This is a genomic window from Streptomyces sp. NPDC001663 (assembly GCF_042893105.1).
In the GTDB taxonomy this organism is placed as follows: Bacteria; Actinomycetota; Actinomycetes; order Streptomycetales; family Streptomycetaceae; genus Streptomyces.
The window spans coordinates 157,699-178,417 of sequence record NZ_JBIAUR010000005.1; the positions used below are offsets into that span (position 1 = coordinate 157,699).

Genomic DNA, 20,719 nt, shown 5'->3' on the forward strand with positions numbered 1-20,719 from the left:
GTGCCTCGGGTCTCGTGGGGGCGCGGGTGGTTCAGCAGGCCGTGGTCAGCGGGCTCTGTTCAGAGTCTGCAGGGCCGCCTTCAGCAACTGGCCGACCTGAGGCGTGCCTTGGGCCGCCTCCGCCTGCGGCGCCACGGCGGAGACCGCCTCGTCGGCCTCCCGGGTGGCGTACCCGAGGCCGATCAGGGCGGCGTGCAACTGGTCGCGCCAGCCCTGGGTGATCGGTGCGCCGACCACAGGAGCGCCGATGGGCTCGCCGAGGCGGTCCCTCAGCTCCAGGAGCAGCTTCTGGGCGCCCTTCTTGCCGATGCCGGGGACGGCGATCAGCGCCTTCTCGTCGCTGGTGGCCACCGCCCGGCGCAGGGCGTCCGGGGTGTGCACGGCCAGCATCGCCTGCGCCAGCCGCGGGCCGACCCCGCTCGCGGTCTGCAGCAGTTCGAAGACCTGGCGCTCGTCGTCGTCCACGAAGCCGTACAGGGTCAGCGAGTCCTCCCGTACGACAAGGGAGGTGGCGAGCTTGGCCGGCTGGCCCAGGCGGAGCGTGGACAGTGTGTTCGGTGTGCACTGCACGGCCATGCCGACCCCGCCGACCTCCACGACGGCGGCGTCCGGGGCGAGTGCGGCGACCGTGCCGCTCACGAAGGCGATCATGCCGTACGGCCTTTCGTTGCTTTGGCTGCGTGCAGGGCGACCGCCTGCTGGAGTCGGTTCTGTGCGGGGGCGCGCCAGATGTGGCAGATGGCGAGCGCGAGGGCGTCGGCGGCGTCGGCCGGCTTCGGAGGCGCGTCGAGCCGGAGCAGGCGGGTGACCATGGCGCCGACCTGGGCCTTGTCGGCGCGGCCGCTGCCGGTGACGGCGGCCTTGACCTCGCTGGGGGTGTGCAGGGCGACGGGGATGCCGCGGCGGGCGGCGCAGAGCATGGCGACGGCGCTGGCCTGGGCGGTGCCCATCACCGTACGGACGTTGTGCTGGCTGAACACCCGCTCCACGGCGACGAATTCGGGCCGGTGCTCGTCCAGCCATGTTTCGATGCCCTGCTCGATGGCCACCAGGCGCTGCCCCAAGTCGGCGTCCACGGGCGTGCGTACGACGCCGACGCCGAGCATCGTCAGCGGCCGGCCCGCGACTCCCTCGACGACACCGACACCGCATCGGGTCAGCCCGGGGTCCACCCCCAGTACGCGCACCGCGCCCCTCCCTTCGACCGCCTGTTTGTGCAGGCTATCCGGTGCCACCGACAACGGCCGACATGGCGACGGGCCGACGGGGTGTGTCCCGTCGGCCCGTTGAGCCGCTGTGTCCGCTCGGCTCGCGGCAGCGTTACGCGTCGACCTTCTCCATGATCTCGTCGCTGACGTCGAAGTTGGCGAAGACGTTCTGCACGTCGTCGCTGTCCTCGAGGGCGTCGATCAGCTTGAAGATCTTCTTGGCGCCTTCCTCGTCCAGCTCGACCTGGACGGACGGCACGAAGCTGGACTCGGCGGAGTCGTAGTCGATGCCGGCCTCCTGGAGGGCGGTGCGCACCGCGACCAGGTCGGTGGCCTCGCTGATGACCTCGAAGGTCTCGCCGAGGTCGTTGACCTCCTCGGCGCCCGCGTCAAGGACCGCGCCGAGGACGTCGTCCTCGGTCAGCTCACCCTTGGGGACGATGACGACGCCCTTGCGGCTGAACATGTACGACACGGAGCCCGGGTCGGCCATGTTGCCGCCGTTGCGGGTCATGGCGACGCGGACGTCGGAGGCGGCGCGGTTGCGGTTGTCGGTGAGGCACTCGATGAGCACCGCGACACCGTTCGGACCGTAGCCCTCGTACATGATCGTCTCGTAGTCGGCACCGCCGGCCTCGAGGCCACCGCCCCGCTTGACGGCGGAGTCGATGTTCTTGTTCGGGACCGACTGCTTCTTCGCCTTCTGGATGGCGTCGTAGAGGGTCGGGTTGCCCTCGATGTCGACGCCGCCCATGCGCGCAGCGACCTCGATGTTCTTGATCAGCTTCGCGAAGAGCTTGCCGCGCTTGGCGTCGATCACGGCCTTCTTGTGCTTCGTCGTGGCCCATTTAGAGTGGCCGGACATCTGCCTGTCTCCTTCGCGTAACCCATCTATGAACGAACGCCAGAGATCCTACAAGGACTCCGCTGCCCGGTTCGCGCGAACCATGTCGACGAACAGGGAGTGCACGCGGTGGTCGCCGGTCAGTTCCGGGTGGAACGACGTGGCGAGCGCGTTGCCCTGGCGGACCGCGACGATGTGGCCGTCGTGCTCGGCGAGCACCTCGGCCTCGGCGCCCACGGACTCGACCCAGGGGGCGCGGATGAACACGCCCTCTACAGGATCGCCCGCGATTCCCCTGACGTCGACCGTCGCTTCGAAGGACTCGTTCTGACGCCCGAAGGCGTTGCGGCGCACGATCATGTCGATGCCGCCGATGGTCTCCTGGCCCGAGCGCGGGTCGAGGATCTTGTCGGCGAGCATGATCATGCCGGCGCAGGTGCCGTAGACGGGCATGCCGTCGCGCACGCGCGCGCGTAGCGGCTCCATCACGCCGAACAGGACGGCCAGCTTGGAGATGGTGGTGGACTCGCCGCCGGGGATGACGAGGCCGTCCACCTCGGCGAGTTCCTCGGGGCGCCTCACCGGCCTGGCCACGGCGTCGGCCGCGGCCAGGGCGACGAGGTGCTCCCGGACGTCGCCCTGGAGGGCCAGGACGCCTATGACAGGAGTGCTCATGGGGTGTCTACCAGCGCCTCTTACCAGCCGCGGTTGGCGTAGCGCTCGGCCTCGGGGAGGGTGTCGCAGTTGATGCCGACCATGGCCTCGCCGAGGTTGCGGGACGCGTCCGCGATGATCTTGGGGTCGTCGTAGAAGGTGGTCGCCTTCACGATGGCGGCGGCGCGCTTGGCCGGGTCGCCGGACTTGAAGATGCCGGAGCCGACGAAGACACCCTCGGCGCCGAGCTGGCGCATCAGCGCGGCGTCGGCCGGGGTGGCGACACCACCGGCGGAGAACAGCACCACCGGGAGCTTGCCGAGCTCGGCGACCTCGCGGACCAGCTCGTACGGGGCGCGCAGCTCCTTGGCGGCGGCGTACAGCTCGTTGTTGTCGTAGCCGCGCAGGCGGGCGATCTCGTTCTTGATCTGGCGCAGGTGGCGGACGGCCTCGACGACGTTGCCGGTGCCGGCCTCGCCCTTGGAGCGGATCATCGCCGCACCCTCGGCGATACGGCGCAGGGCCTCACCGAGGTTGGTGGCGCCGCAGACGAAGGGGGTCGTGAAGGCCCACTTGTCGGAGTGGTTGACCTCGTCGGCCGGGGTGAGGACCTCGGACTCGTCGATGTAGTCGACGCCGAGGGACTGCAGGACCTGGGCCTCGACGAAGTGACCGATGCGGGACTTGGCCATCACCGGGATGGAGACGGCGTCGATGATGCCCTCGATCATGTCCGGGTCGGACATCCGGGCCACGCCGCCGTCCTTGCGGATGTCGGCGGGGACCCGCTCCAGGGCCATGACGGCGACGGCGCCCGCGTCCTCGGCGATCTTCGCCTGCTCCGGCGTGACGACGTCCATGATCACGCCACCCTTGAGCTGCTCGGCCATGCCGCGCTTCACGCGCGCGGTGCCGGTCTCGGGGGCCTGGTTTTCGGAGAGCGTGCTGGACACGGGTTGACCTCACTCGGTGAAAGAGGGTTTCTGCAGTCTCCGAGGAAACGGGAGTGGGCCAGTCCACTGCAAGGGCCAATGGCAAGCCGGTGGATCCTTTTCCCGGCTCCCACGGGAGTTCTCGCGGACTACGGCTCCCGAGGACTCTGCTAGGCGGCCCGGTCCACCAGGGCCGTCGGCGGCTCGTCGTCCATCTCGAAGGCCATCGGGAAGGGGGCGTGTCCGGCCAGCCGGAACCAGCGGACCTTGCGGTGCTCCCGGAGCCTGCGGGCCGCGCCCACCGCGTCGTTGTGGAAGCGCCGGGCCATCGGCACCCGCCGTACGGCCTCGGTCAGTTCGCGGGTCGCCGCGTCTCCCCCGGGTGCCTCGCGCACCGCCTCCACCTGTTGGGTCTCCCCGAACACGGCGCGTAGCGCCTGGCTCAGCTCGCTCTCGGCGACCTCCCGCTGCTCCTCCTCGGCCTGCCTGGCCGCGTGCGCCGCCTCGTACAGGACGATCGAGGCGGCCGGGTCGAGGACGCCGGAGGTGGCGAGTTCCTGGGCGACTGAGGCTCGGCGCAGCAGCTGCGCGTCGAGCGCGGCACGGGCGGCGTCGATCCGGGCGTGCAGCCGGTCCAGCCGCCCCGCCGTCCAGCTCAGGTACAGGCCGATGGCGACAAGGACGGCGAGGATCCAGATCAGGGTTGCGGTCACGGGCGGTCACGTTACCGGTGCCGTCACCAGGGGTTGAGCTCAGTCCCGCGCCAGCCCGAACCGGGCCCTCAGCCCCGGCCCCCGCTCGTCGTCCGCCGCGGCGACCGCAGCCGCCCCGTCCGTCACCGTCTCGTACACCGACAGGATGTCCGCCCCGACCGTCGACCAGTCGAAGCGGCGTACGTGCGCGCTGCCGCGCTCGCGCAGCTCGGCCCGGCGCACCGGGTCGCCCAGCAGCCGTACCGCCGCCGCTGCCAGCGCCTCGGAGTCCTCGTTGGGGAACAGCTCCCCCGCCGCGCCCTGGTCGAGGACCTGGGCGAAGGCGTCCAGGTCGGAGGCGAGCACCGGGGCCCCGGCGGACATGGCCTCGACCAGGATGATCCCGAAGCTCTCGCCGCCGGTGTTCGGCGCCACGTACAGATCGACACTGCGCAGGAAGCGGGCCTTGTCCTCGTCGCTGACCATGCCGAGGAACTCGACGCGCGAGCGCAGTTCGGCGGGCAGCGACTCCACCGCCTCCTCCTCGTCCCCGCGGCCGGCGACCAGCAGCCGGGTCCGCGGGCGCTCGGCGAGGATCCTGGGCAGGGCGTTCATGAGGACGGGCAGGCCCTTGCGGGGCTCGTCGATGCGGCCGATGAAGCCGATCGTCTCGCCCTGCCACTCGGCCTTGGGCTCGGCCCGTGCGAAGAAGTCGACGTCGACGCCGTTCGGGATGACGACCGCGTCGCCCCCGAGGTGTTCGACCAGCGTGCGGCGGGCGTACTCGCTCACCGCGATCCGGGCGCTGATCTTCTCCAGGGCGGCCTGGAGGATCGAGTAGGCGGCGATCATCGCCCGCGAGCGCGGGTTGGAGGTGTGGAAGGTCGCCACGATCGGGCCGGAGGCCGCCCAGCAGGTCAGCAGGCCCAGCGACGGCGAGGTCGGCTCATGGATGTGGACGACGTCGAACTCGCCGTCGTGCAGCCAGCGGCGGACCCGGGCGGCCGAGAGGAAGCCGAAGTTCAGGCGGGCCACCGAGCCGTTGTACGGCACCGGGACCGCGCGGCCGGCCGATACGACGTACGGCGGAAGCGGAGTGTCGTCGTCGGCGGGGGCGAGCACGGAGACCTCGTGGCCGAGACGGATGAAGTACTCGGCGAGGTCGCGGATGTGGAACTGGACGCCACCCGGTACGTCCCAGGAGTACGGGCAGACGATGCCGATCCTCACGAGGGCCCCTTACTGGGGTCGAGATCCTTGAGCCACAAGCGCTGCAGCATGTGCCAGTCCTCCGGATGGTCGGCGATCCCCGTGGCGAAGGCATCGGCCAGCGCCTGTGTCATGACAGACGTCTTTTCGGCGCGGGTACCTGTCTCGGGCACCTCGACCGGAGGATGCACGCGTCCCTGCATCACGGGCGACTCGTCGTACCAGAGCGTGACCGGCAGCAGGAGTGCGCCGGTCTGCTGGGCCAGCAGGGCGGGGCCTGCGGGCATGCGGGTGGCCTCGCCGAAGAACTTCACCTCGACGCCCGAGGACGACAGGTCGCGCTCGGCGACCAGGCAGACCAGGCCGCCGTCGCGCAGCCGCCGGGCCAGCGTGCCGAAGGCGGTGCCGCCGCTGTGCGGCAGGACCTCCATGCCGAGGCCCTCGCGGTAGGCGACGAAGCGGTCGTAGAGCGTCTCGGGCTTGAGGCGCTCGGCGACCGTCGTGAAGGGGGTTTCGAGCTTGGTGGTGACCCAGGCTCCGGCGAGGTCCCAGTTGGCCATGTGGGGCAGCGCGAGGACGACGCCCCGGTCGGAGGCGATCCCGTCGGTCAGGTAGTGGACGTCCTTGGGGTCGAAGCCGCCCTTTATGCGCTCGGCGCTCCAGGCCGGGAGCCGGAAGGACTCCATCCAGTAGCGCAGGTACGAGCGCATGCCCGCGCGCGAGAGCTCGGCCAGGCGCTCGGGGCTTGCATCGGGCACCACGCGCGCGTAGTTGCTCTCCAGGCGCCGCACGCCCTTGCCGCGCCGCTTCCAGGCGAGGTCGGCGATGGCGCGGCCGAGCCGTACGGCGACCGGCTCCGGGAGCTTCTTGACCGTGCTCCAGCCCAGGCCGTACAGCCCGTCGGTCAGCTGATCCCGGGCGCTCACTTCGCCGCCTCGCTCCCCTGCGAGGCGTTCTCCTGCGAGGCCGCCGCGGCCTCCGCCTCGGCCGACTCGCGGCGGACGGTGACGACCCGCTGGATCAGCGTGACCAGGCTGCCCACGGCGACGATCCACAGGGCCACGGGCAGCAGGTACTGGATGCCCGGCACGCCGAACTTGTGCAGGCCCGCGAAACCGGCCGCGACCAGCGAGATCACCAGGCGCTCCGCGCGCTCGACAAGGCCGTTGACCGCGACCGGCAGGCCGATCGACTCGCCACGGGCCTTGGTGTACGACACCACCTGGCCGCTCGCGAGACAGAAGATGGAGACGGCACACAGGACATTGTCGTCCCCGTTGCCCGCGTACCACAGGGCGAAGCCGCCGAAGATCGCGCTGTCGGCCACCCGGTCCAGCGTGGAGTCCAGGAAGGCGCCCCAGCGGCTGCTGCGGCCGAGCTGGCGGGCCATGTTGCCGTCGACGAGGTCGGAGAACACGAACAGCGTGATCACGACCGTGCCCCAGAAGAACTCCCCCCGGGGGTAGAAGACCAGCGCGCCCGCGATCACGCCGGCGGTGCCGACGAGCGTGACCGCGTCGGGGCTGACGCCCCGGCGGATCAGAAACGCGGCGAACGGTGTGAGGACACGCGTGAAGAATGCACGCGCGTACTTGTTCAGCATGGCCTTCCCGAGGGTCGGTGTCGCCGTACGGCCCCTGCTGGCCACCGGCTGGCCCATCGTAGCCACGCGCGCGTGTGTGCGACGGTCGGGCACCCGCACCAGGTGTCACGGGCCCGAGGGGATACGGCCGGCGGCGCGATCGCGTCCTTCGTATGGACGCACCGTGACGGGAGTGGAAAGCTCGAAGGACCGCGGGCGTCATCGGAGCCGCCACCGCACGCGGCCCGGCATGCCCGCGCCCACAGTGACCTCACCGTGCACGGGAGGCAAGGCCATGGGCGACAAGGCAAACGCACACCCCGGAGCCGCCGGCAGGGCAACGGCGGCCGACCACCCCGCGTCCGTACGGAATGTGGTGCTGGTCGGCCACTCCGGATCGGGCAAGACGACATTGGTGGAAGCTCTCGCGCTCACCGCGGGGGCAGTGAACCGGGCGGGCCGCGTGGAGGACGGCGGCACCGTCTCCGACTACGACGAGATCGAGCACCGGCAGCAACGTTCGGTGCAGCTCTCCCTGGTGCCGGTGGAATGGGACGGCATCAAGGTCAATCTTCTGGACACCCCCGGATACGCCGACTTCGTCGGAGAGTTGAGGGCCGGTCTGCGAGCGGCGGACGCGGCCCTTTTCGTCGTCTCGGCCTCCGACGGCGTGGACGGCTCGACGCGCATGGTGTGGGAGGAGTGCGCGGCCGTGGGAATGCCCAGGGCGATCGTGATCACGCACCTGGAGGCGGCCCGGGCGGACTTCGAGGAGATGACACGGATCTGCGCGGAGGCCTTCGGCGGGGACGACCCCGACGCCGTGCTCCCGCTGTACCTGCCGCTGCACGGCCCGCAGGGACCCGACGGGCACGCGCCCGTGCACGGGCTGACCGGGCTGTTGTCGCAGAAGGTGTTCGACTACTCCTCCGGTGAGCGCAAGGAATCCGAGCCGGGCGAGGACCAGCTGCCGGAGATCGAGGATGCCCGCAACCGGCTGATCGAGGGGATCATCGCGGAGAGCGAGGACGAGACCCTCATGGACCGCTACCTCGGCGGCGAGCAGATCGACTTCAAGACGCTCGTCGAGGACCTGGAGCGGGCCGTGGCGCGCGGGGTCTTCCACCCGGTCCTGGCGGCCGCCCCCGCGGCCGAGGGCGCCCGGCAGGGGCTCGGCACGGTCGAGCTGCTGGAACTGGTCACGGGAGGCTTCCCGACGCCGTTCGAGCACCCCACGCCGGGAGTCACGACCATCGACGGCAAGTCGCGCGAGATCAAGGCCTGCGACACACAGGGTCCACTGGTCGCCGAGGTCGTGAAGACGGCGTCCGACCCGTACGTCGGCCGGGTCTCGCTGGTGCGCGTCTTCTCCGGCACGCTGCGCCCCGACGAGACGGTCCATGTCTCCGGGCACGGGCTGTCGGACCGCGGGCACGAGGACCACGACGTCGACGAGCGCGTCGGCGCACTGTCCACGCCGTTCGGCAAACAGCAGCGCACGGTGACGCACGCCATCGCGGGCGACCTGGTGTGCGTGGCGAAGCTGAACCGCGCCGAGACCGGCGACACGCTCTCCGCCAAGGACGACCCGCTCCTGATGGAGCCGTGGGAGATGCCCGACCCGCTGCTGCCGCTCGCCATCGAGGCGCACAGCAAGGCGGACGAGGACAAGCTCTCGCAGGGCCTGTCCCGGCTGGTCGCCGAGGACCCGACGATGCGGCTCGAACAGAACCAGGACACCCACCAGGTGGTGCTGTGGTGCCTGGGCGAGGCGCACTCGGACGTCGCGCTGGAACGGCTGCGCAGCCGCTACGGCGTCCAAGTCGACGTCGTGCCGCACAAGGTCTCCCTCCGGGAGACGTTCGCGACCAAGTCGGCGGGGCGCGGGCGGCATGTGAAGCAGTCCGGCGGGCACGGGCAGTACGCGATCTGCGAGATCGAGGTGGAGCCGCTGCCCGGCGGCTCGGGCATCGAGTTCGTGGACAAGGTCGTCGGCGGCGCGGTGCCGCGGCAGTTCATCCCCTCGGTCGAGAAGGGCGTAAGAGCCCAGGCGGCAAGGGGAGTTGCGGCCGGCTATCCGCTCATCGACGTCCGCGTGACGCTGCTGGACGGCAAGGCGCACTCCGTGGACTCCTCGGACGCGGCCTTCCAGACTGCGGGTGCGCTGGCGCTGCGGGAGGCGGCGGCCGACGTGAAGATCCACCTGCTGGAGCCGGTGGCCGAGGTGAGCGTCCTGGTCGGCGACGACTACGTGGGCGCCGTGATGAGCGATCTGTCCGGGCGGCGTGGCCGGGTGCTGGGGACGGAACAGACCAGCGGCAACCGGACTTTGGTGCGGGCCGAGGTGCCCGAGATCGAGATCGGGCGGTACGGCGTGGACCTGCGCTCGCTCTCGCACGGCACCGCGCGCTTCAGCCGTTCCTACGCACGGCACGAGCCGATGCCCCCGCAGATCGCAGAAAGGATTCGTGAAGAGGCGCGCGACGCCTCGTAGTTGGCGCCGGGCGCTCCCGAGTGGCTTTTGTGGAACGCTCCCCTCCGCGTCGGCGGGCGGCTTCGGCCGTCCGCCGACGAATGTCGGTGCCTGCGGATACGCTGAAGACCTGATCAAGTTGTCACGCGATCAACACGGCGGCCTGATCAACAGGTGTGCGGAGCAAGGAAGTCGGGAAAAGCCGCAGAGGCGACATCCGGCAGCGATCGGGGGCGGGAATGACCGTTGACAGCGGCTACGGGGACATCTTCGGTCCGCAGGTGCCGCGCACGGGCGACGAGGGCCAGACGGCGACGTTCGCGCTGGCGTCGGCGGCCTATCGGGACAACCCGGTCGCGGACATCAAGAAGGCGGACAACGAGTGGCACCAGACCACCGTCAAACCCGGCCTGAAGTGGGGGAGCATATTCCGGCCCAACCTGGGTGAGGCCTTCTCCCGCGCGGTGGTCGACCGCATGGTGGGCCCCGGCCGCAAGCCGCTCATCCAGTCCTTCGGCGCCGAGCCGCAGGTCACCGTCGAGCACGCCCTCGCGGCGAACAACATCCGCAAGGCCCGCGACCAGATGCTGAGCATCGTCATGGTGCTGTGCGGTGTGCTGTTCCTGCCGGGGCTGCTGGTCTGGCTGCTGGTCTTCTCGATCCGTACGACGGTCGCCAAGCGGGAGGACAAGCGGGCCGGCGCGATGGCGACGACGCTGCTGGTGGCGGTGGGCGCGCTCGCCGTGATCTTCCTGATCCGGATGCCGTTCACCGGCTTCTGGGCCTGGTATGCGCGCGCGTGCGTCGTGATGCCCGTCATCGGCTGGTTCTGGGCCAGGCAGATCTGCGAGCGCACGGCGAAGGACCTGCGCGGGCGCTGGGACAGCCTGCTGGCCGGCAGCAGCGTCGGCGCCAAGGTGCCCGAGGCGGTGCCGACCAGCCCGGGCGAGACCAAGGCGGACCAGCTGCGCCAGGCGCTCGCCAAGCTCAGCGCCGAGCAGCAGTCCAACTCGGTGTTCTACGCCGGTCCCAAGGGCATCCTCGGCATGGGCACGCGCTGGGGCAGCTGGCAGCTCGCCGAGGACCTGGTGCAGGCCGACCCGACCCGGGAGATCCACCCCTTCCGCAGCTGGGACGTCATACGGTCGATCCACGACCAGCTGCGCATGCTGGAGCGGAACACGCTGAACACGGGCGGTTTCCCGACCCCGTCCGTACGGCACTGGGTCGTCACACCGATCGGGGAGGGCGCGACCGCGGTGTCCCGGCCCGAGGGCACGGACGTGGACGCGTACCAGGTCAAGTCGCACGCGATACAGGACATCTGCAACAAGCAGCAGTTCGGCGCGGGTGACCGGCACTACCTGGGCGTGCAGTGGACGCTGTGGGACGGGCAGCTGGTCATCACCATGATGATCACGGTGACGGTGCTGCACGAGACGCTGCGGATCGAGGTCACCGGGCATGCGCTGGGTCCGGTGAACTCGCTGTTCACCAGCAAGCCCGAGGCGCCGACGAAGGAAGTGCAGAAGTCGTTCAAGCCGTGGGAGACCCGGAAGGTGGCCCTCCCACTGGTCACCACCGACGAGGTCGTACGGCTGGCCGTCCGCGCCCCGATCAGCTGGTACCCGCCGCTGCTGAACTGGCTCGGCGGCACGATAGCCCTGCCCGAGCCGTTCGGCCTGCGGCACGCGTGGGCCGATCAGCCGTGGCGGCACCGCTTCATGGCTGACGACGCGCTGCGCGCCGCCACGCCGGTGCTGCGGGTCGTGCATGCCGCGGCGATACGGGTGCTGGCGGAGAACGGCGTGGACACGGAGAAGTTCGGCACGAGGTCGGCCTTCCTCAGCACGGCTGTGCAGGACCCGACGCCGAGCAAGGCGGACGTGTACGACGCGTAGCGGTTACGCGGGCCAGGCCTCCGCCAGCATCTTCCTCGTGTCCGCCAGCAGCTGCGGCAGCACCCTGGTGTGGCCGACGACGGGCATGAAGTTCGTGTCGCCGCCCCAGCGGGGCACGATGTGCTGGTGGAGGTGGGCCGCGATACCGGCGCCCGCGACCGTGCCCTGGTTCATGCCGATGTTGAAGCCGTGGGCGCCGGAGGCCGTGCGCAGGGCGGTCATCGCCTGCTTGGTCAGGGCGGCGAGCTCGACGGTCTCGGCGTCCGTGAGGTCCGTGTAGTCGGCGACGTGACGGTAGGGGACGACCATGAGGTGGCCGCCGTTGTACGGGTACAGGTTGAGGACGGCGTAGACCTGCTCGCCGCGCCTCACGATCAGGCCGTCCTCGTCGGACTTGGCCGGAATCGAGCAGAAGGGGCAGCCGTCGTCCGCACCCGGGCCGGTCGGCTTGTTCTCGCCCTGGATGTAGGCCATCCGGTGGGGCGTCCACAGGCGCTGGAACGCGTCCTGGATGCCCACTCCCAACTGCTGCTCCGGCTCACTCGTCATGCAGTGCAGCATATGGCGTCGCCCGTTCGCGGCGTGTCGGCGGGGTTGCGGGAAAAGCCCGCCGGGCGAAGCTGGGGCAGTGGACGATGACAGTCGAGTGACCCGTTGGCAGAGGCGCACGGAGCTTCCACTGGCGTTGGCGTCGCTGGCCTTCCTCGCCTCGTACGCGGTCCTGGTCCTGGCCCCCGGCCTGCACGACGCGTGGCAGGACCTGTGTCTCGCGGTGCTGCTGGGCTCCTGGGCGCTGTTCGCCGTCGACTACGCGGTGTCCTGGCGGCTGAGCGGGCAGCGGCTGCGCTTCGTACGGGCGCACGTGCTGGACACCGTGGTGCTGGCGCTTCCGCTGTTGCGCCCGCTGCGGATCGTCAAGGTCTACGAGGCCGTGCAGCGGCGGCACGGCAAACCCCGGCTCGCGCTGCACGCGCGCGTGATGGCGTACGCCGGGCTGGCCACCACATTGCTCGGTTTCGCCGGAGCCCTCGCCGTCTACCAGCAGGAGCGCGGGGCACCGGGCGCGACCATGCGGACGTTCGGGGACGCCGTCTGGTGGACCTGCGAGACCCTCACGACCGTCGGCTACGGCGACATCGTCCCGGTGACACCGAAGGGCCGGCTGATCGCGGTCGGCATGATGGTCATCGGCCTGGCGCTGCTCGGCGCGGTGACCGGTACCTTCGCCTCCTGGCTGCTGCAGGTCTTCTCGCGCGAGGACGACGAGAGGCCCCCGGGAAGCTGATCTCCCGAGGGCCTTTCGTCAACGACCGCCTCCGTACGAGACGAAGGATCAGACCTGCGCCCGCTCCTCGACGACCTTCACGATCTTCGCGATGGCCTCGTCGAACGGGATGCCGTTCTCCTGCGAGCCGTCGCGGTAGCGGAAGGACACCGAGCCGTTCGACATGTCCTCGTCGCCCGCGATGACCATGAAGGGCACCTTCTGCTTCTGGGCGTTGCGGATCTTCTTCTGCATGCGGTCGGAGGAGGAGTCGACCTCGACCCGCAGGCCCTGCTTCTTCGCCGCCGCGGCGAACTTCTCCAGGTACTCGACGTGCCCGTCGCCGATCGGGATGCCGACCGCCTGGACCGGGGCCAGCCACGCCGGGAAGGCGCCCGCGTAGTGCTCCAGGAGCACCGCGAAGAACCGCTCGATCGAGCCGAACAGCGCGCGGTGGATCATGACCGGGCGCTGCTTGGAACCGTCCGGACCCGTGTACTCCAGGTCGAAGCGCTCCGGCAGGTTGAAGTCGAGCTGGATGGTCGACATCTGCCAGGTGCGGCCGATGGCGTCCTTGGTCTGGACGGAGATCTTCGGGCCGTAGAAGGCGGCGCCGCCCGGGTCGGGAACCAGGGGCAGGCCCTGCTTCTCGGCCACCTGGCGGAGGGTCTCCGTGGCCTCCTCCCAGACCTCGTCGGTGCCGACGAACTTCTCCGGGTCCTTCGTCGACAGCTCGAGGTAGAAGTCGGTCAGGCCGTAGTCGCGCAGCAGGCCGAGGACGAAGGTGAGCGTCTTGTCGAGCTCCTCCGACATCTGCTCACGGGTGCAGTAGATGTGCGCGTCGTCCTGCGTGAAGCCGCGGGCACGGGTCAGACCGTGCACGACGCCCGACTTCTCGTACCGGTACACGGTCCCGAACTCGAAGAGGCGCAGCGGCAGTTCACGGTAGGAGCGACCGCGCGCGTCGAAGATCAGGTTGTGCATCGGGCAGTTCATGGGCTTGAGGTAGTAGTCCACGCCCTCGTCGAGCTGCATGGGCGGGTACATGCCCTCGGCGTACCAGTCCAGGTGCCCGGACGTCTCGAAGAGCTTCCCCTTCGTCGCGTGCGGGGTGTAGACGAACTCGTAGCCCTCTTCCTCGTGCCGGCGCCGCGAGTAGTCCTCCATGACCCGGCGGATGATGCCGCCCTTGGGGTGGAAGACGGCGAGGCCGGAGCCGATCTGCTCCGGGATGGAGAACAGGTCGAGCTCGCTGCCGAGCTTGCGGTGGTCGCGCTTCTCGGCCTCGGCGAGGAAGTCGAGGTGCGCCTTCAGCTCCTCCTTGGACGGCCAGGCGGTGCCGTAGATGCGCTGGAGCATGGGGTTCTTCTCGCTGCCGCGCCAGTAGGCGGCCGCGTTGCGCATCAGCTTGAACGCCGGGATGTTCCGGGTGGTGGGCAGGTGGGGACCGCGGCAGAGGTCCTTCCAGCACAGGTCACCGGTCTTGGCGTCCAGGTTGTCGTAGATCGTCAGCTCACCGGCGCCGACCTCGACGTCCGCGCCGTCGTCGCTGGACGCGGAGCCCTTGAGGCCGATCAGTTCGAGCTTGTACGGCTCGGCAGCCAGCTCCTCACGAGCCGCCTCGTCGGTCACCACACGACGGCTGAAGCGCTGACCGCGCTTCTGGATCTCCTGCATCTTCTTCTCGATGGCCTTGAGATCCTCGGGCGTGAACGGCTTCTCGACGTCGAAGTCGTAGTAGAAGCCGTCCTTGACCGGCGGGCCGATGCCCAGCTTGGCCTCGGGGAAGAGCTCCTGCACGGCCTGCGCCATCACGTGCGCGGTGGAGTGGCGCAGGATGTTGAGACCGTCCTCGGAGGAGATCTCCACCGGCTCCACGACCTCGCCCTCGGCCGGGGCGTAGGCGAGGTCCTTGAGCTCGCCGGCCACGCGCGCGGCGACGATCGAGCGCTCGCCGGCGAAGAGCTCGGCGGCCGTAGTGCCCGTCGTCACCACGCGCTCTTCCCGCTCGGAATCGCGTTGGATGATCACACGGACGTCTGACACCGGTCTCTCCTGACTGAAGGTGGGGTGCGGCGCCATACCAGGAGCGCGCGCATTAGGGGATCGTACCGACCCCGACCCACCGACCGCGAAACGGTCACCGACCGCAGGCGCTCAGTCGCAGTCCTCCCCGCTGCACGCCTCCTCGAAGAAGTCGAGGTTCTCCTGCAGCGACTTCATCAGCCGGTCCCGCTCGGCCTCCTCCACCTGCACCGGCGCGACCCCGGAGGCCCCGGTCAACCGCCGGAAACCGCCCCGGCTCTCCAGCCGCCCGTGCACCCGGACCGGCAGTCCCACGAGGTGGGCGTGCCCGGCGATGCGGTAGTCCTCCTCGTCGAGCGTGATCCGCAGATGCGGGATCTCGGCGCCCGCGATCACCCGCAGCCGTACGCTGCCCTCCCCGCGCGGCCCCGGCCTGCGCATCCGTACGACCGTGCCGGTGATCCGCACGGGCACGGACGGTTCGTCGCGGAGATAGCGGGCCCCGGCCTCGCGCAGCACGGGCAGGTCGCCCGGCGAGAACTCGACCGGCTCGACACCCGCCACGCAGTCCTCGGGCACCCCGGCGGCCGGCGCCCACTCCACCCCGATCCTCGCCCCCTCGGTGCCGCGCACCAGGGCGATCAGCGCCTCGGTGAGCTCTCGGCTCACGCCCGCCTCGACGGCGCCGTCGAAGGCGTCCATGCCGCCGGTGGCCCGCTGGTAGTCGATGGCCTCGCGGGCGGCGTACAGGGCCTGGTGGAGCCGTACGGCGAGCGGTCGCCCCCCGCCCACGGGCACGAAGGCGGTGAGCCGGCCGTCGCCGACGGCGGGACCGACGAGGACGCTCTCCAGCAGCGCGGCGGCGGCGCGGCGGTGCCGAGCGCCGTAGTAGCCAGCACGCGCGCGCGTGGCGAGCGCGCCCGCCAGCAGCATCTGGCGGGCGGCGGTGCGCAGTTGCTCCTCGACGACCCAGGGGGCGGCGTCCGCCGGGCCGGTCGGCACGTCCCGCCACCAGCGGATCTCGTCGCTGGGCACGGCGAGTGAGACCAGGACCTCGCGCGCGGAGGGCGTGCCACTGCGGGTCAGGGCGAGCAGCGCCTCGCCGAGAAGGTCGTCGCTGTCGGGGAAGGCGCGGCTCTCGGGCACCAGCAGGCTCGTGCCGCCGCCTCCGGGTCCGGGCGGCGTCCAGCGGCCGTAGCGTCCGACGGCCCCGCCGCGGCGCTGCCAGCCGTGCCGGTGCAGCAGGGCGCTGAGGACCGCGGGGTCGACCTGGTCGGGCTCGGGGGGCCGGTGCCAGGCCGCAGCGGCGATGTCGTCGGGGTGCGGCCTCACCGGCCGCAGTGGCTCCTCCAGGGGGCGGTGCGTCATGGTCTGCCTCCCGTCCCGACCCGCGTCATGATCTCGCAGAGCGCTCGGTCGTCGAAGATGCGTGAGGTCGGTATCCGCACGGTGGTCCGGGTCCGCCCGGTGATCGGGTGCCCGGCGAGGTTGACCCAGTAGCAGCAGTGCCGCAGGTCGAGGCGGTCGTGGCTGGCTCTGAGCCAGTCGTCCTGCGCCCGTGGGACGAGCATCACGACGAGGATCTTGTGCACCGACACCGGGGTGCGCGCGAGCTTGCGCAGATGTTCGTTGTCGAGCGTGAAGGAGAAGAAGCGGCCCGGTGGGTTCGGCGGGATCTGGTACGTGCACTTCAGCTGCACCTTGATGGTCACCTCGTCGTCGACGGTGTGCCCGGGTGAGCCGTGACTGACGTGCCAGTCGATGCCGTTGTCCGGAAAGGGTTGCGACAGTGAGCAGCCGGCCGCCGCGGCGACGGCATGCAGATAGCCCACCTGCAGTGTCTCCATGCAGGCGGTGGTGGCGAGTGTGCCGCGAAGGGGGCCCGTGCGCTCGGGCAGCAGCCCGCCCCGCTCGGGCTGCGCTATCGCCATGACCAAACAGCCTTCCAAGCCAAGTGAATCCCCGCGTCGGGCCGCTGAACTGCAAAGACCCGTACTCCTGTTGTGTCCTTCCGGCGTACGGCGCAAACAGCCCGGGTATCACCAAACAGGCAGAAGACGGGACGTCAGCTGCCGTGGGTGAACGAGGAGTTGTGTAGGCATGACGTGCTGGTACGAGGGGCCCCTGGCCGCCTTCGACACGGAGACCACGGGCGTTGACGTCGAGACCGACCGGATCGTGTCGGCCGCCGTCGTCGTCCAGGACGCCCCGGGCTCCCGGCCCCGGGTGACCCGCTGGCTGGTCAACCCGGGTGTGCCGGTGCCGGAGGCGGCGACGGCGGTGCACGGGCTGACGGACGAACACCTGCAGCGCAACGGCCGCTGGCCGGCGCCGGTGATGTACGAGATAGCGGAGGAACTGGCCGAGCAGGCGGCGATGGCCCGCCCGCTGGTCGTGATGAACGCACCCTTCGATCTGACGCTCCTGGACCGCGAGTTGCGCCGCCATCGCGCCTCGTCGCTGGACGGCTGGTTCGAGACGTCGGCACTGCGTGTGCTCGATCCGCGGGTGCTCGACAAACACCTGGACCGCTACCGCAAGGGCCGCCGCACCCTGACCGACCTCTGCGCCCACTACGGCGTCACGCTGGAGGGTGCACACGACGCGGCCGCGGACGCACTGGCCGCGCTGGATGTCGTACGAGCGCTCGGGCGCCGTTTCGCCGCCCGGCTGGAACGCCTCTCCCCCGCCGAACTGCACACCCTGCAGACGACCTGGCACGCGGCCCAGGCGCGCGGTCTGCAGGCGTGGTTCACGAAGAGCGGCGCCGAGGAGATCGTGAACACGGAGTGGCCGCTGCGGCCCGATCTCCCGGCGGCAGCATGACAAAAGCCGGTCCGCTGCTGCGGACCGGCTTTCCCCGGTGGGCGATACTGGGTTCGAACCAGTGACCTCTTCGGTGTGAACGAAGCGCTCTCCCACTGAGCTAATCGCCCGGGAACGGACTGAACAATACAGGTCCGCAGGGGCATGCATCAAACCGCTTCCAGGTACGCGACCAGCCCCCGTCGTCCGGCCCGCATCATCAGCCGGTGGTTGACGCGGAACACCGGCCGCCCCGGCACGGCGAACCGCCTGAGCAGCGGCTTGTGCACGTCGACGACCTGCTCGTAGCGGGCCAGGGTGCCGGTGCCGTCCGCGGTGAGCGTCCAGCGCGCCCAGCCCTCGAGGTCGCCGGACATGGCGATCTCCAGTACGCCGGCCACCGGGTCGCGGCGCACCTCACGGGCGGTGAAGTGCAGGTCGTAGGGGAGGACCGACCGGATCCGGATGACGCCGGTGGTGTCGTCGAGCCGCGTCACCTCCCGCACCTGCGGCCACCACCGGGGGTACTCCTCGGCCTGCTCCAGCGCCTCGTACACGGCGGCGGGCGGCGCGGCCAGGGCCCAGCGGCAGCGGAAGCGGTAGTGCGTCCAGTCCATGAGGGAAGTCTGCCCGTACCCGGTCGCTCCGTCCTGGATCCGAGTACGTTCCGGATCTGAGTACGTCCTGAGTACCTGCACTCATGCCGTACGACGTGACGCGGACCACACTCCGAGACATGACGCATGTTCCGCCCCCGGCGGAGGAGTTGCGGCTCCTCGACGCCGAGCTTTGGCAACTGGACGCCCGTCGGGCCCAGTTGCTGACCCGCCGGGCCTGGCTGGTCTCCGCCCTGCAGCAGCCCGCGCCCGTGTGGCCGCTGCCGGTCGCGCCGCCGCGCCCAGAGGCCGGCGCACCGCGGGTGCAGAACGTGCTGCTCCTCCTCGGCGGGGTGCTGCTGACCATCGCGGCGATGGTGTTCACGCTGGTCAGCTGGGGGCATCTGGGGATCACCGGGCGGGCCCTGGTGCTCGGCGCGGTCACGCTCGCCGTCCTGGCGGCGCCGGCCGCGCTGCTGCGACGCGGGCTGGGGTCGACGGCCGAGTCGGTGGCGGGACTGGGCCTGGCGCTGACGGCGCTGGATGCGTACGCGCTGCACGAGACCGTGTTCGCGCGGACGGACGGCACGTCGTACGCGGCGGTGACGACGGCGGTCCTGGCCGCCCTGTGGACGGCGTACGACCGCCTGCTGGTCACCACGAGCCGCGCCTCGGCGGAGGGTGCCCTCCGCCTCCCCCTGTCCGCCGCGTTGGCAGCGGCCCAACTCCCGTTGCTGCTCTGGGCGATCGCAGTCTCCGCGGGTCCCTACGGCATCACGGCCGCACTCCTGCTGACGGCCGGGTTCGACACGATTGTGGCGCTCCGAAGCACTGCCACGGCCGTACGTCTCGTCGCCGCTCTCGGCGCGTACGGCATCGGTGGCTGGGGCGCACTGGCGGCCGGCTGGCTCTCCTGGGACGCAGCCGGCCCGAGCGCCGCCGCCCGTGCGGCGGCGCTCCTCACCCTTGCCGCGGCGATCGCGCTGGGCGCGGCCTGGCGGCTGCCCGGCCCGGCCGCGGCGACCGGAACCGCCGTGGCGGCCGGTCTGTTCCTGGTCGCGGCGGGCGGTGGCGTGCTGCGGGTGGTGCTGCCCGCCGGCTGGACGGTGCCGGGGTATCTGGCGTGCGGTGTCGCGCTGTTGGCGGCGGTGCGGGTGGGGCTGCCTCAGCCCGTACGCCGGGGTCTGGTCCTGGCCTCCGGTGCCGTGCAGGCGGCTGCCGTGGTCTGTGCGCTGCCGCTGATCGCGGTCGCACTGTTGGGCCCGCTGGGCTGGGCGGAGCGCCCGTGGTCCGGCGTGCCGGCGGACGCCCGCGCCGCGGTCACCATCCACACGCCATGGCCGCCGTTCCCCGCCCAACTGCTCCTGGGCCCGCTGGTGGTCGCCGCCGTACTGGCCCTCCTGGTCCGCGGCGAAACCCGACGGCGGCACGCGCTGACCGGCGCGACGGTCCTCGCCTGGGCCACCGTCACGGCAGTGCCGGCGGTCTTCCAACTCCCCTACCCAGCAGCCCTGTTGCTGGAAGGCGCGACGACGATCGCGGCCCTCGCAGCTGCGGTCTTCCTGGTCCTCCCCGTGACCGCCACCGCCCTCGCCCTGGGCGGCTCACTCTCCCTCGCCTTCCTCGCCCTGCCCTCCCAGGCAGCCACGCTCATCGTCCTGTCCGTCCTGACGGCCGTGTTCGCGACGGCCTCCGTACGACCGCACCTCACGCCCGTCTTCGCCCCGACCGCACTCGTGTACGCCGCCGCGCTGGCCTGCGCGACGGGCGCGGCGGCGGACTGGCAGCCGCAGTACACGGCGCTGCTGGTCCTGGCGGTCCCGGTGGCTGCGACACTCCTCGCCCCGCGTCAGGGCAATGCCCACGCGCGCGTGCCCGTCGAGCTGACCGGTGCCGCCGCCGGCCTCCTCGCGATCGGTCTCGCGGTCACCGACCCGCCGATGCTCGCGCTGGTGCTGGCGCTGTGCGGAGTGATCGCCGCCGGCACGGCGATACGCCCCGACCGCAGGTCCGTCGGTTACGCAGCGGCCGTGCTGTTCCTGCTGGCCACGTGGGTACGGCTCGCGTCCTGGGGAGTCGGCACGGTGGAGGCTTACACGATCCCGGTCACGGTCCCCGCACTGTGCATCGGCGCCTGGCGCAGGCGCCGCGACCCGATGGCCTCGTCCTGGACGGCGTACGCCCCCGGCCTCGCCGCCACACTCCTGCCGAGCCTCACCGCAGCCTGGCACGACCCACACTGGACACGCCCACTGCTCCTGGGCACGGCGGCCCTGCTGATCACCTTGCTGGGCGCCCGCCACCGCCTCCAGGCCCCACTCGTACTCGGCGGCTCGGTGCTGGCCCTGGACGCCATGCACGAACTGGCCCCGTACCTGGTCCAGTTGACCGGCGCGCTCCCCCGTTGGCTACCTCTCGCCCTCGCCGGCCTCCTACTGCTCACCCTCGGAACGACATACGAGCGACGCATCAGGGATGCTCGCCGCATACGGGACATCCTGGAAGGCATGCACTGAAGCAAGCGCCCCGTCAGG

At 70.9% G+C, this 20,719-nt stretch carries 19 protein-coding genes and 1 tRNA gene; 5 read left to right on the forward strand and 15 right to left on the reverse strand.

What is annotated here, in order from left to right:
• Positions 1–45: 45 nt before the first annotated feature.
• From ruvA to pgsA, 9 genes are all read right to left on the reverse strand, one after another.
• Positions 46–651 carry a Holliday junction branch migration protein RuvA gene (gene ruvA, locus ACFY1L_RS17620; protein ID WP_388824283.1) on the reverse strand — a complete coding sequence of 202 codons (606 nt, stop codon included), beginning with the start codon at positions 649–651 and terminating at the stop codon, positions 46–48.
• Complete coding sequence (gene ruvC / locus ACFY1L_RS17625; protein WP_388824286.1) at positions 648–1,187, reverse strand: crossover junction endodeoxyribonuclease RuvC; 540 nt, start codon at positions 1,185–1,187, stop codon at positions 648–650. Before ruvC ends, ruvA begins: the two co-directional genes overlap by 4 nt.
• 133 nt (positions 1,188–1,320) lie before the next feature.
• Positions 1,321–2,073, reverse strand: coding sequence for a YebC/PmpR family DNA-binding transcriptional regulator (locus ACFY1L_RS17630; RefSeq protein WP_388824289.1), 753 nt, complete (start codon positions 2,071–2,073; stop codon positions 1,321–1,323).
• 48 nt (positions 2,074–2,121) lie between these two features.
• Positions 2,122–2,727, reverse strand: coding sequence for a pyridoxal 5'-phosphate synthase glutaminase subunit PdxT (gene pdxT / locus ACFY1L_RS17635; RefSeq protein WP_388824292.1), 606 nt, complete (start codon positions 2,725–2,727; stop codon positions 2,122–2,124).
• Positions 2,728–2,747: 20 nt separating this feature from the next.
• Positions 2,748–3,659, reverse strand: coding sequence for a pyridoxal 5'-phosphate synthase lyase subunit PdxS (pdxS, locus tag ACFY1L_RS17640; RefSeq protein WP_388824295.1), 912 nt, complete (start codon positions 3,657–3,659; stop codon positions 2,748–2,750).
• A 149-nt stretch (positions 3,660–3,808) separates the two neighbouring features.
• Complete coding sequence (locus ACFY1L_RS17645; protein ID WP_388824298.1) at positions 3,809–4,351, reverse strand: hypothetical protein; 543 nt, start codon at positions 4,349–4,351, stop codon at positions 3,809–3,811.
• Positions 4,352–4,390: 39 nt separating this feature from the next.
• A complete protein-coding gene (locus ACFY1L_RS17650) occupies positions 4,391–5,560 on the reverse strand; it encodes a glycosyltransferase family 4 protein (protein WP_388824301.1) in 1,170 nt (389 codons plus the stop codon).
• Positions 5,557–6,465, reverse strand: coding sequence for a phosphatidylinositol mannoside acyltransferase (locus ACFY1L_RS17655; protein WP_388824304.1), 909 nt, complete (start codon positions 6,463–6,465; stop codon positions 5,557–5,559). Before ACFY1L_RS17655 ends, ACFY1L_RS17650 begins: the two co-directional genes overlap by 4 nt.
• A complete protein-coding gene (gene pgsA, locus ACFY1L_RS17660; RefSeq protein ID WP_388825384.1) occupies positions 6,462–7,199 on the reverse strand; it encodes a phosphatidylinositol phosphate synthase in 738 nt (245 codons plus the stop codon). The genes ACFY1L_RS17655 and pgsA overlap by 4 nt, the downstream gene beginning before the upstream one ends.
• A gap of 217 nt (positions 7,200–7,416) precedes the next feature.
• On the opposite strand from pgsA, the gene ACFY1L_RS17665 reads away from it, so the two are divergent.
• Both ACFY1L_RS17665 and ACFY1L_RS17670 read left to right on the forward strand, forming a co-directional pair.
• Complete coding sequence (locus tag ACFY1L_RS17665; RefSeq protein ID WP_388824307.1) at positions 7,417–9,615, forward strand: elongation factor G-like protein EF-G2; 2,199 nt, start codon at positions 7,417–7,419, stop codon at positions 9,613–9,615.
• Positions 9,616–9,833: 218 nt separating this feature from the next.
• Positions 9,834–11,495 carry a hypothetical protein gene (locus ACFY1L_RS17670; RefSeq protein ID WP_388824309.1) on the forward strand — a complete coding sequence of 554 codons (1,662 nt, stop codon included), beginning with the start codon at positions 9,834–9,836 and terminating at the stop codon, positions 11,493–11,495.
• Between the two features lie 3 nt (positions 11,496–11,498).
• On the opposite strand, the gene ACFY1L_RS17675 is transcribed toward ACFY1L_RS17670, so the two are convergent.
• Entirely contained in the window at positions 11,499–12,056 is a 558-nt protein-coding gene (locus ACFY1L_RS17675; protein WP_388824312.1) for an HIT family protein, read from the reverse strand.
• Between the two features lie 67 nt (positions 12,057–12,123).
• Here ACFY1L_RS17675 and ACFY1L_RS17680 point away from each other — a divergent pair, with 67 nt between their 5' ends.
• Positions 12,124–12,780, forward strand: a complete 657-nt coding sequence (locus ACFY1L_RS17680) for a potassium channel family protein (protein WP_388824315.1) — start codon at positions 12,124–12,126, stop codon at positions 12,778–12,780.
• Between the two features lie 48 nt (positions 12,781–12,828).
• Here ACFY1L_RS17680 and thrS read toward each other — a convergent pair whose 3' ends face one another.
• From thrS to ACFY1L_RS17695, 3 genes are all read right to left on the reverse strand, one after another.
• Positions 12,829–14,805 carry a threonine--tRNA ligase gene (gene thrS / locus ACFY1L_RS17685; RefSeq protein ID WP_388824318.1) on the reverse strand — a complete coding sequence of 659 codons (1,977 nt, stop codon included), beginning with the start codon at positions 14,803–14,805 and terminating at the stop codon, positions 12,829–12,831.
• A gap of 111 nt (positions 14,806–14,916) precedes the next feature.
• The gene (locus ACFY1L_RS17690) at positions 14,917–16,152 is read right to left on the reverse strand and encodes a hypothetical protein (protein WP_388824321.1); all 1,236 of its coding nucleotides are present in this window, start codon (positions 16,150–16,152) and stop codon (positions 14,917–14,919) included.
• Positions 16,149–16,715 carry a DUF4365 domain-containing protein gene (locus ACFY1L_RS17695; protein ID WP_361259571.1) on the reverse strand — a complete coding sequence of 189 codons (567 nt, stop codon included), beginning with the start codon at positions 16,713–16,715 and terminating at the stop codon, positions 16,149–16,151. Before ACFY1L_RS17695 ends, ACFY1L_RS17690 begins: the two co-directional genes overlap by 4 nt.
• A gap of 169 nt (positions 16,716–16,884) precedes the next feature.
• Here ACFY1L_RS17695 and ACFY1L_RS17700 point away from each other — a divergent pair, with 169 nt between their 5' ends.
• On the forward strand, positions 16,885–17,610 hold the full coding sequence (locus ACFY1L_RS17700) for a 3'-5' exonuclease (RefSeq protein ID WP_388824324.1): 726 nt from the start codon (positions 16,885–16,887) through the stop codon (positions 17,608–17,610).
• A gap of 38 nt (positions 17,611–17,648) precedes the next feature.
• Here the strand turns inward: ACFY1L_RS17700 and ACFY1L_RS17705 are convergent.
• Together ACFY1L_RS17705 and ACFY1L_RS17710 are read right to left on the reverse strand one after the other, a co-directional pair.
• A tRNA-Val gene (locus tag ACFY1L_RS17705) sits at positions 17,649–17,720 on the reverse strand.
• Between the two features lie 39 nt (positions 17,721–17,759).
• Positions 17,760–18,206, reverse strand: coding sequence for an SRPBCC family protein (locus ACFY1L_RS17710; protein WP_388824327.1), 447 nt, complete (start codon positions 18,204–18,206; stop codon positions 17,760–17,762).
• Positions 18,207–18,325: 119 nt separating this feature from the next.
• Between ACFY1L_RS17710 and ACFY1L_RS17715 the strand changes: the two genes are divergently transcribed.
• Complete coding sequence (locus tag ACFY1L_RS17715) at positions 18,326–20,701, forward strand: SCO7613 C-terminal domain-containing membrane protein (RefSeq protein WP_388824330.1); 2,376 nt, start codon at positions 18,326–18,328, stop codon at positions 20,699–20,701.
• Positions 20,702–20,719: the final 18 nt, after the last annotated feature.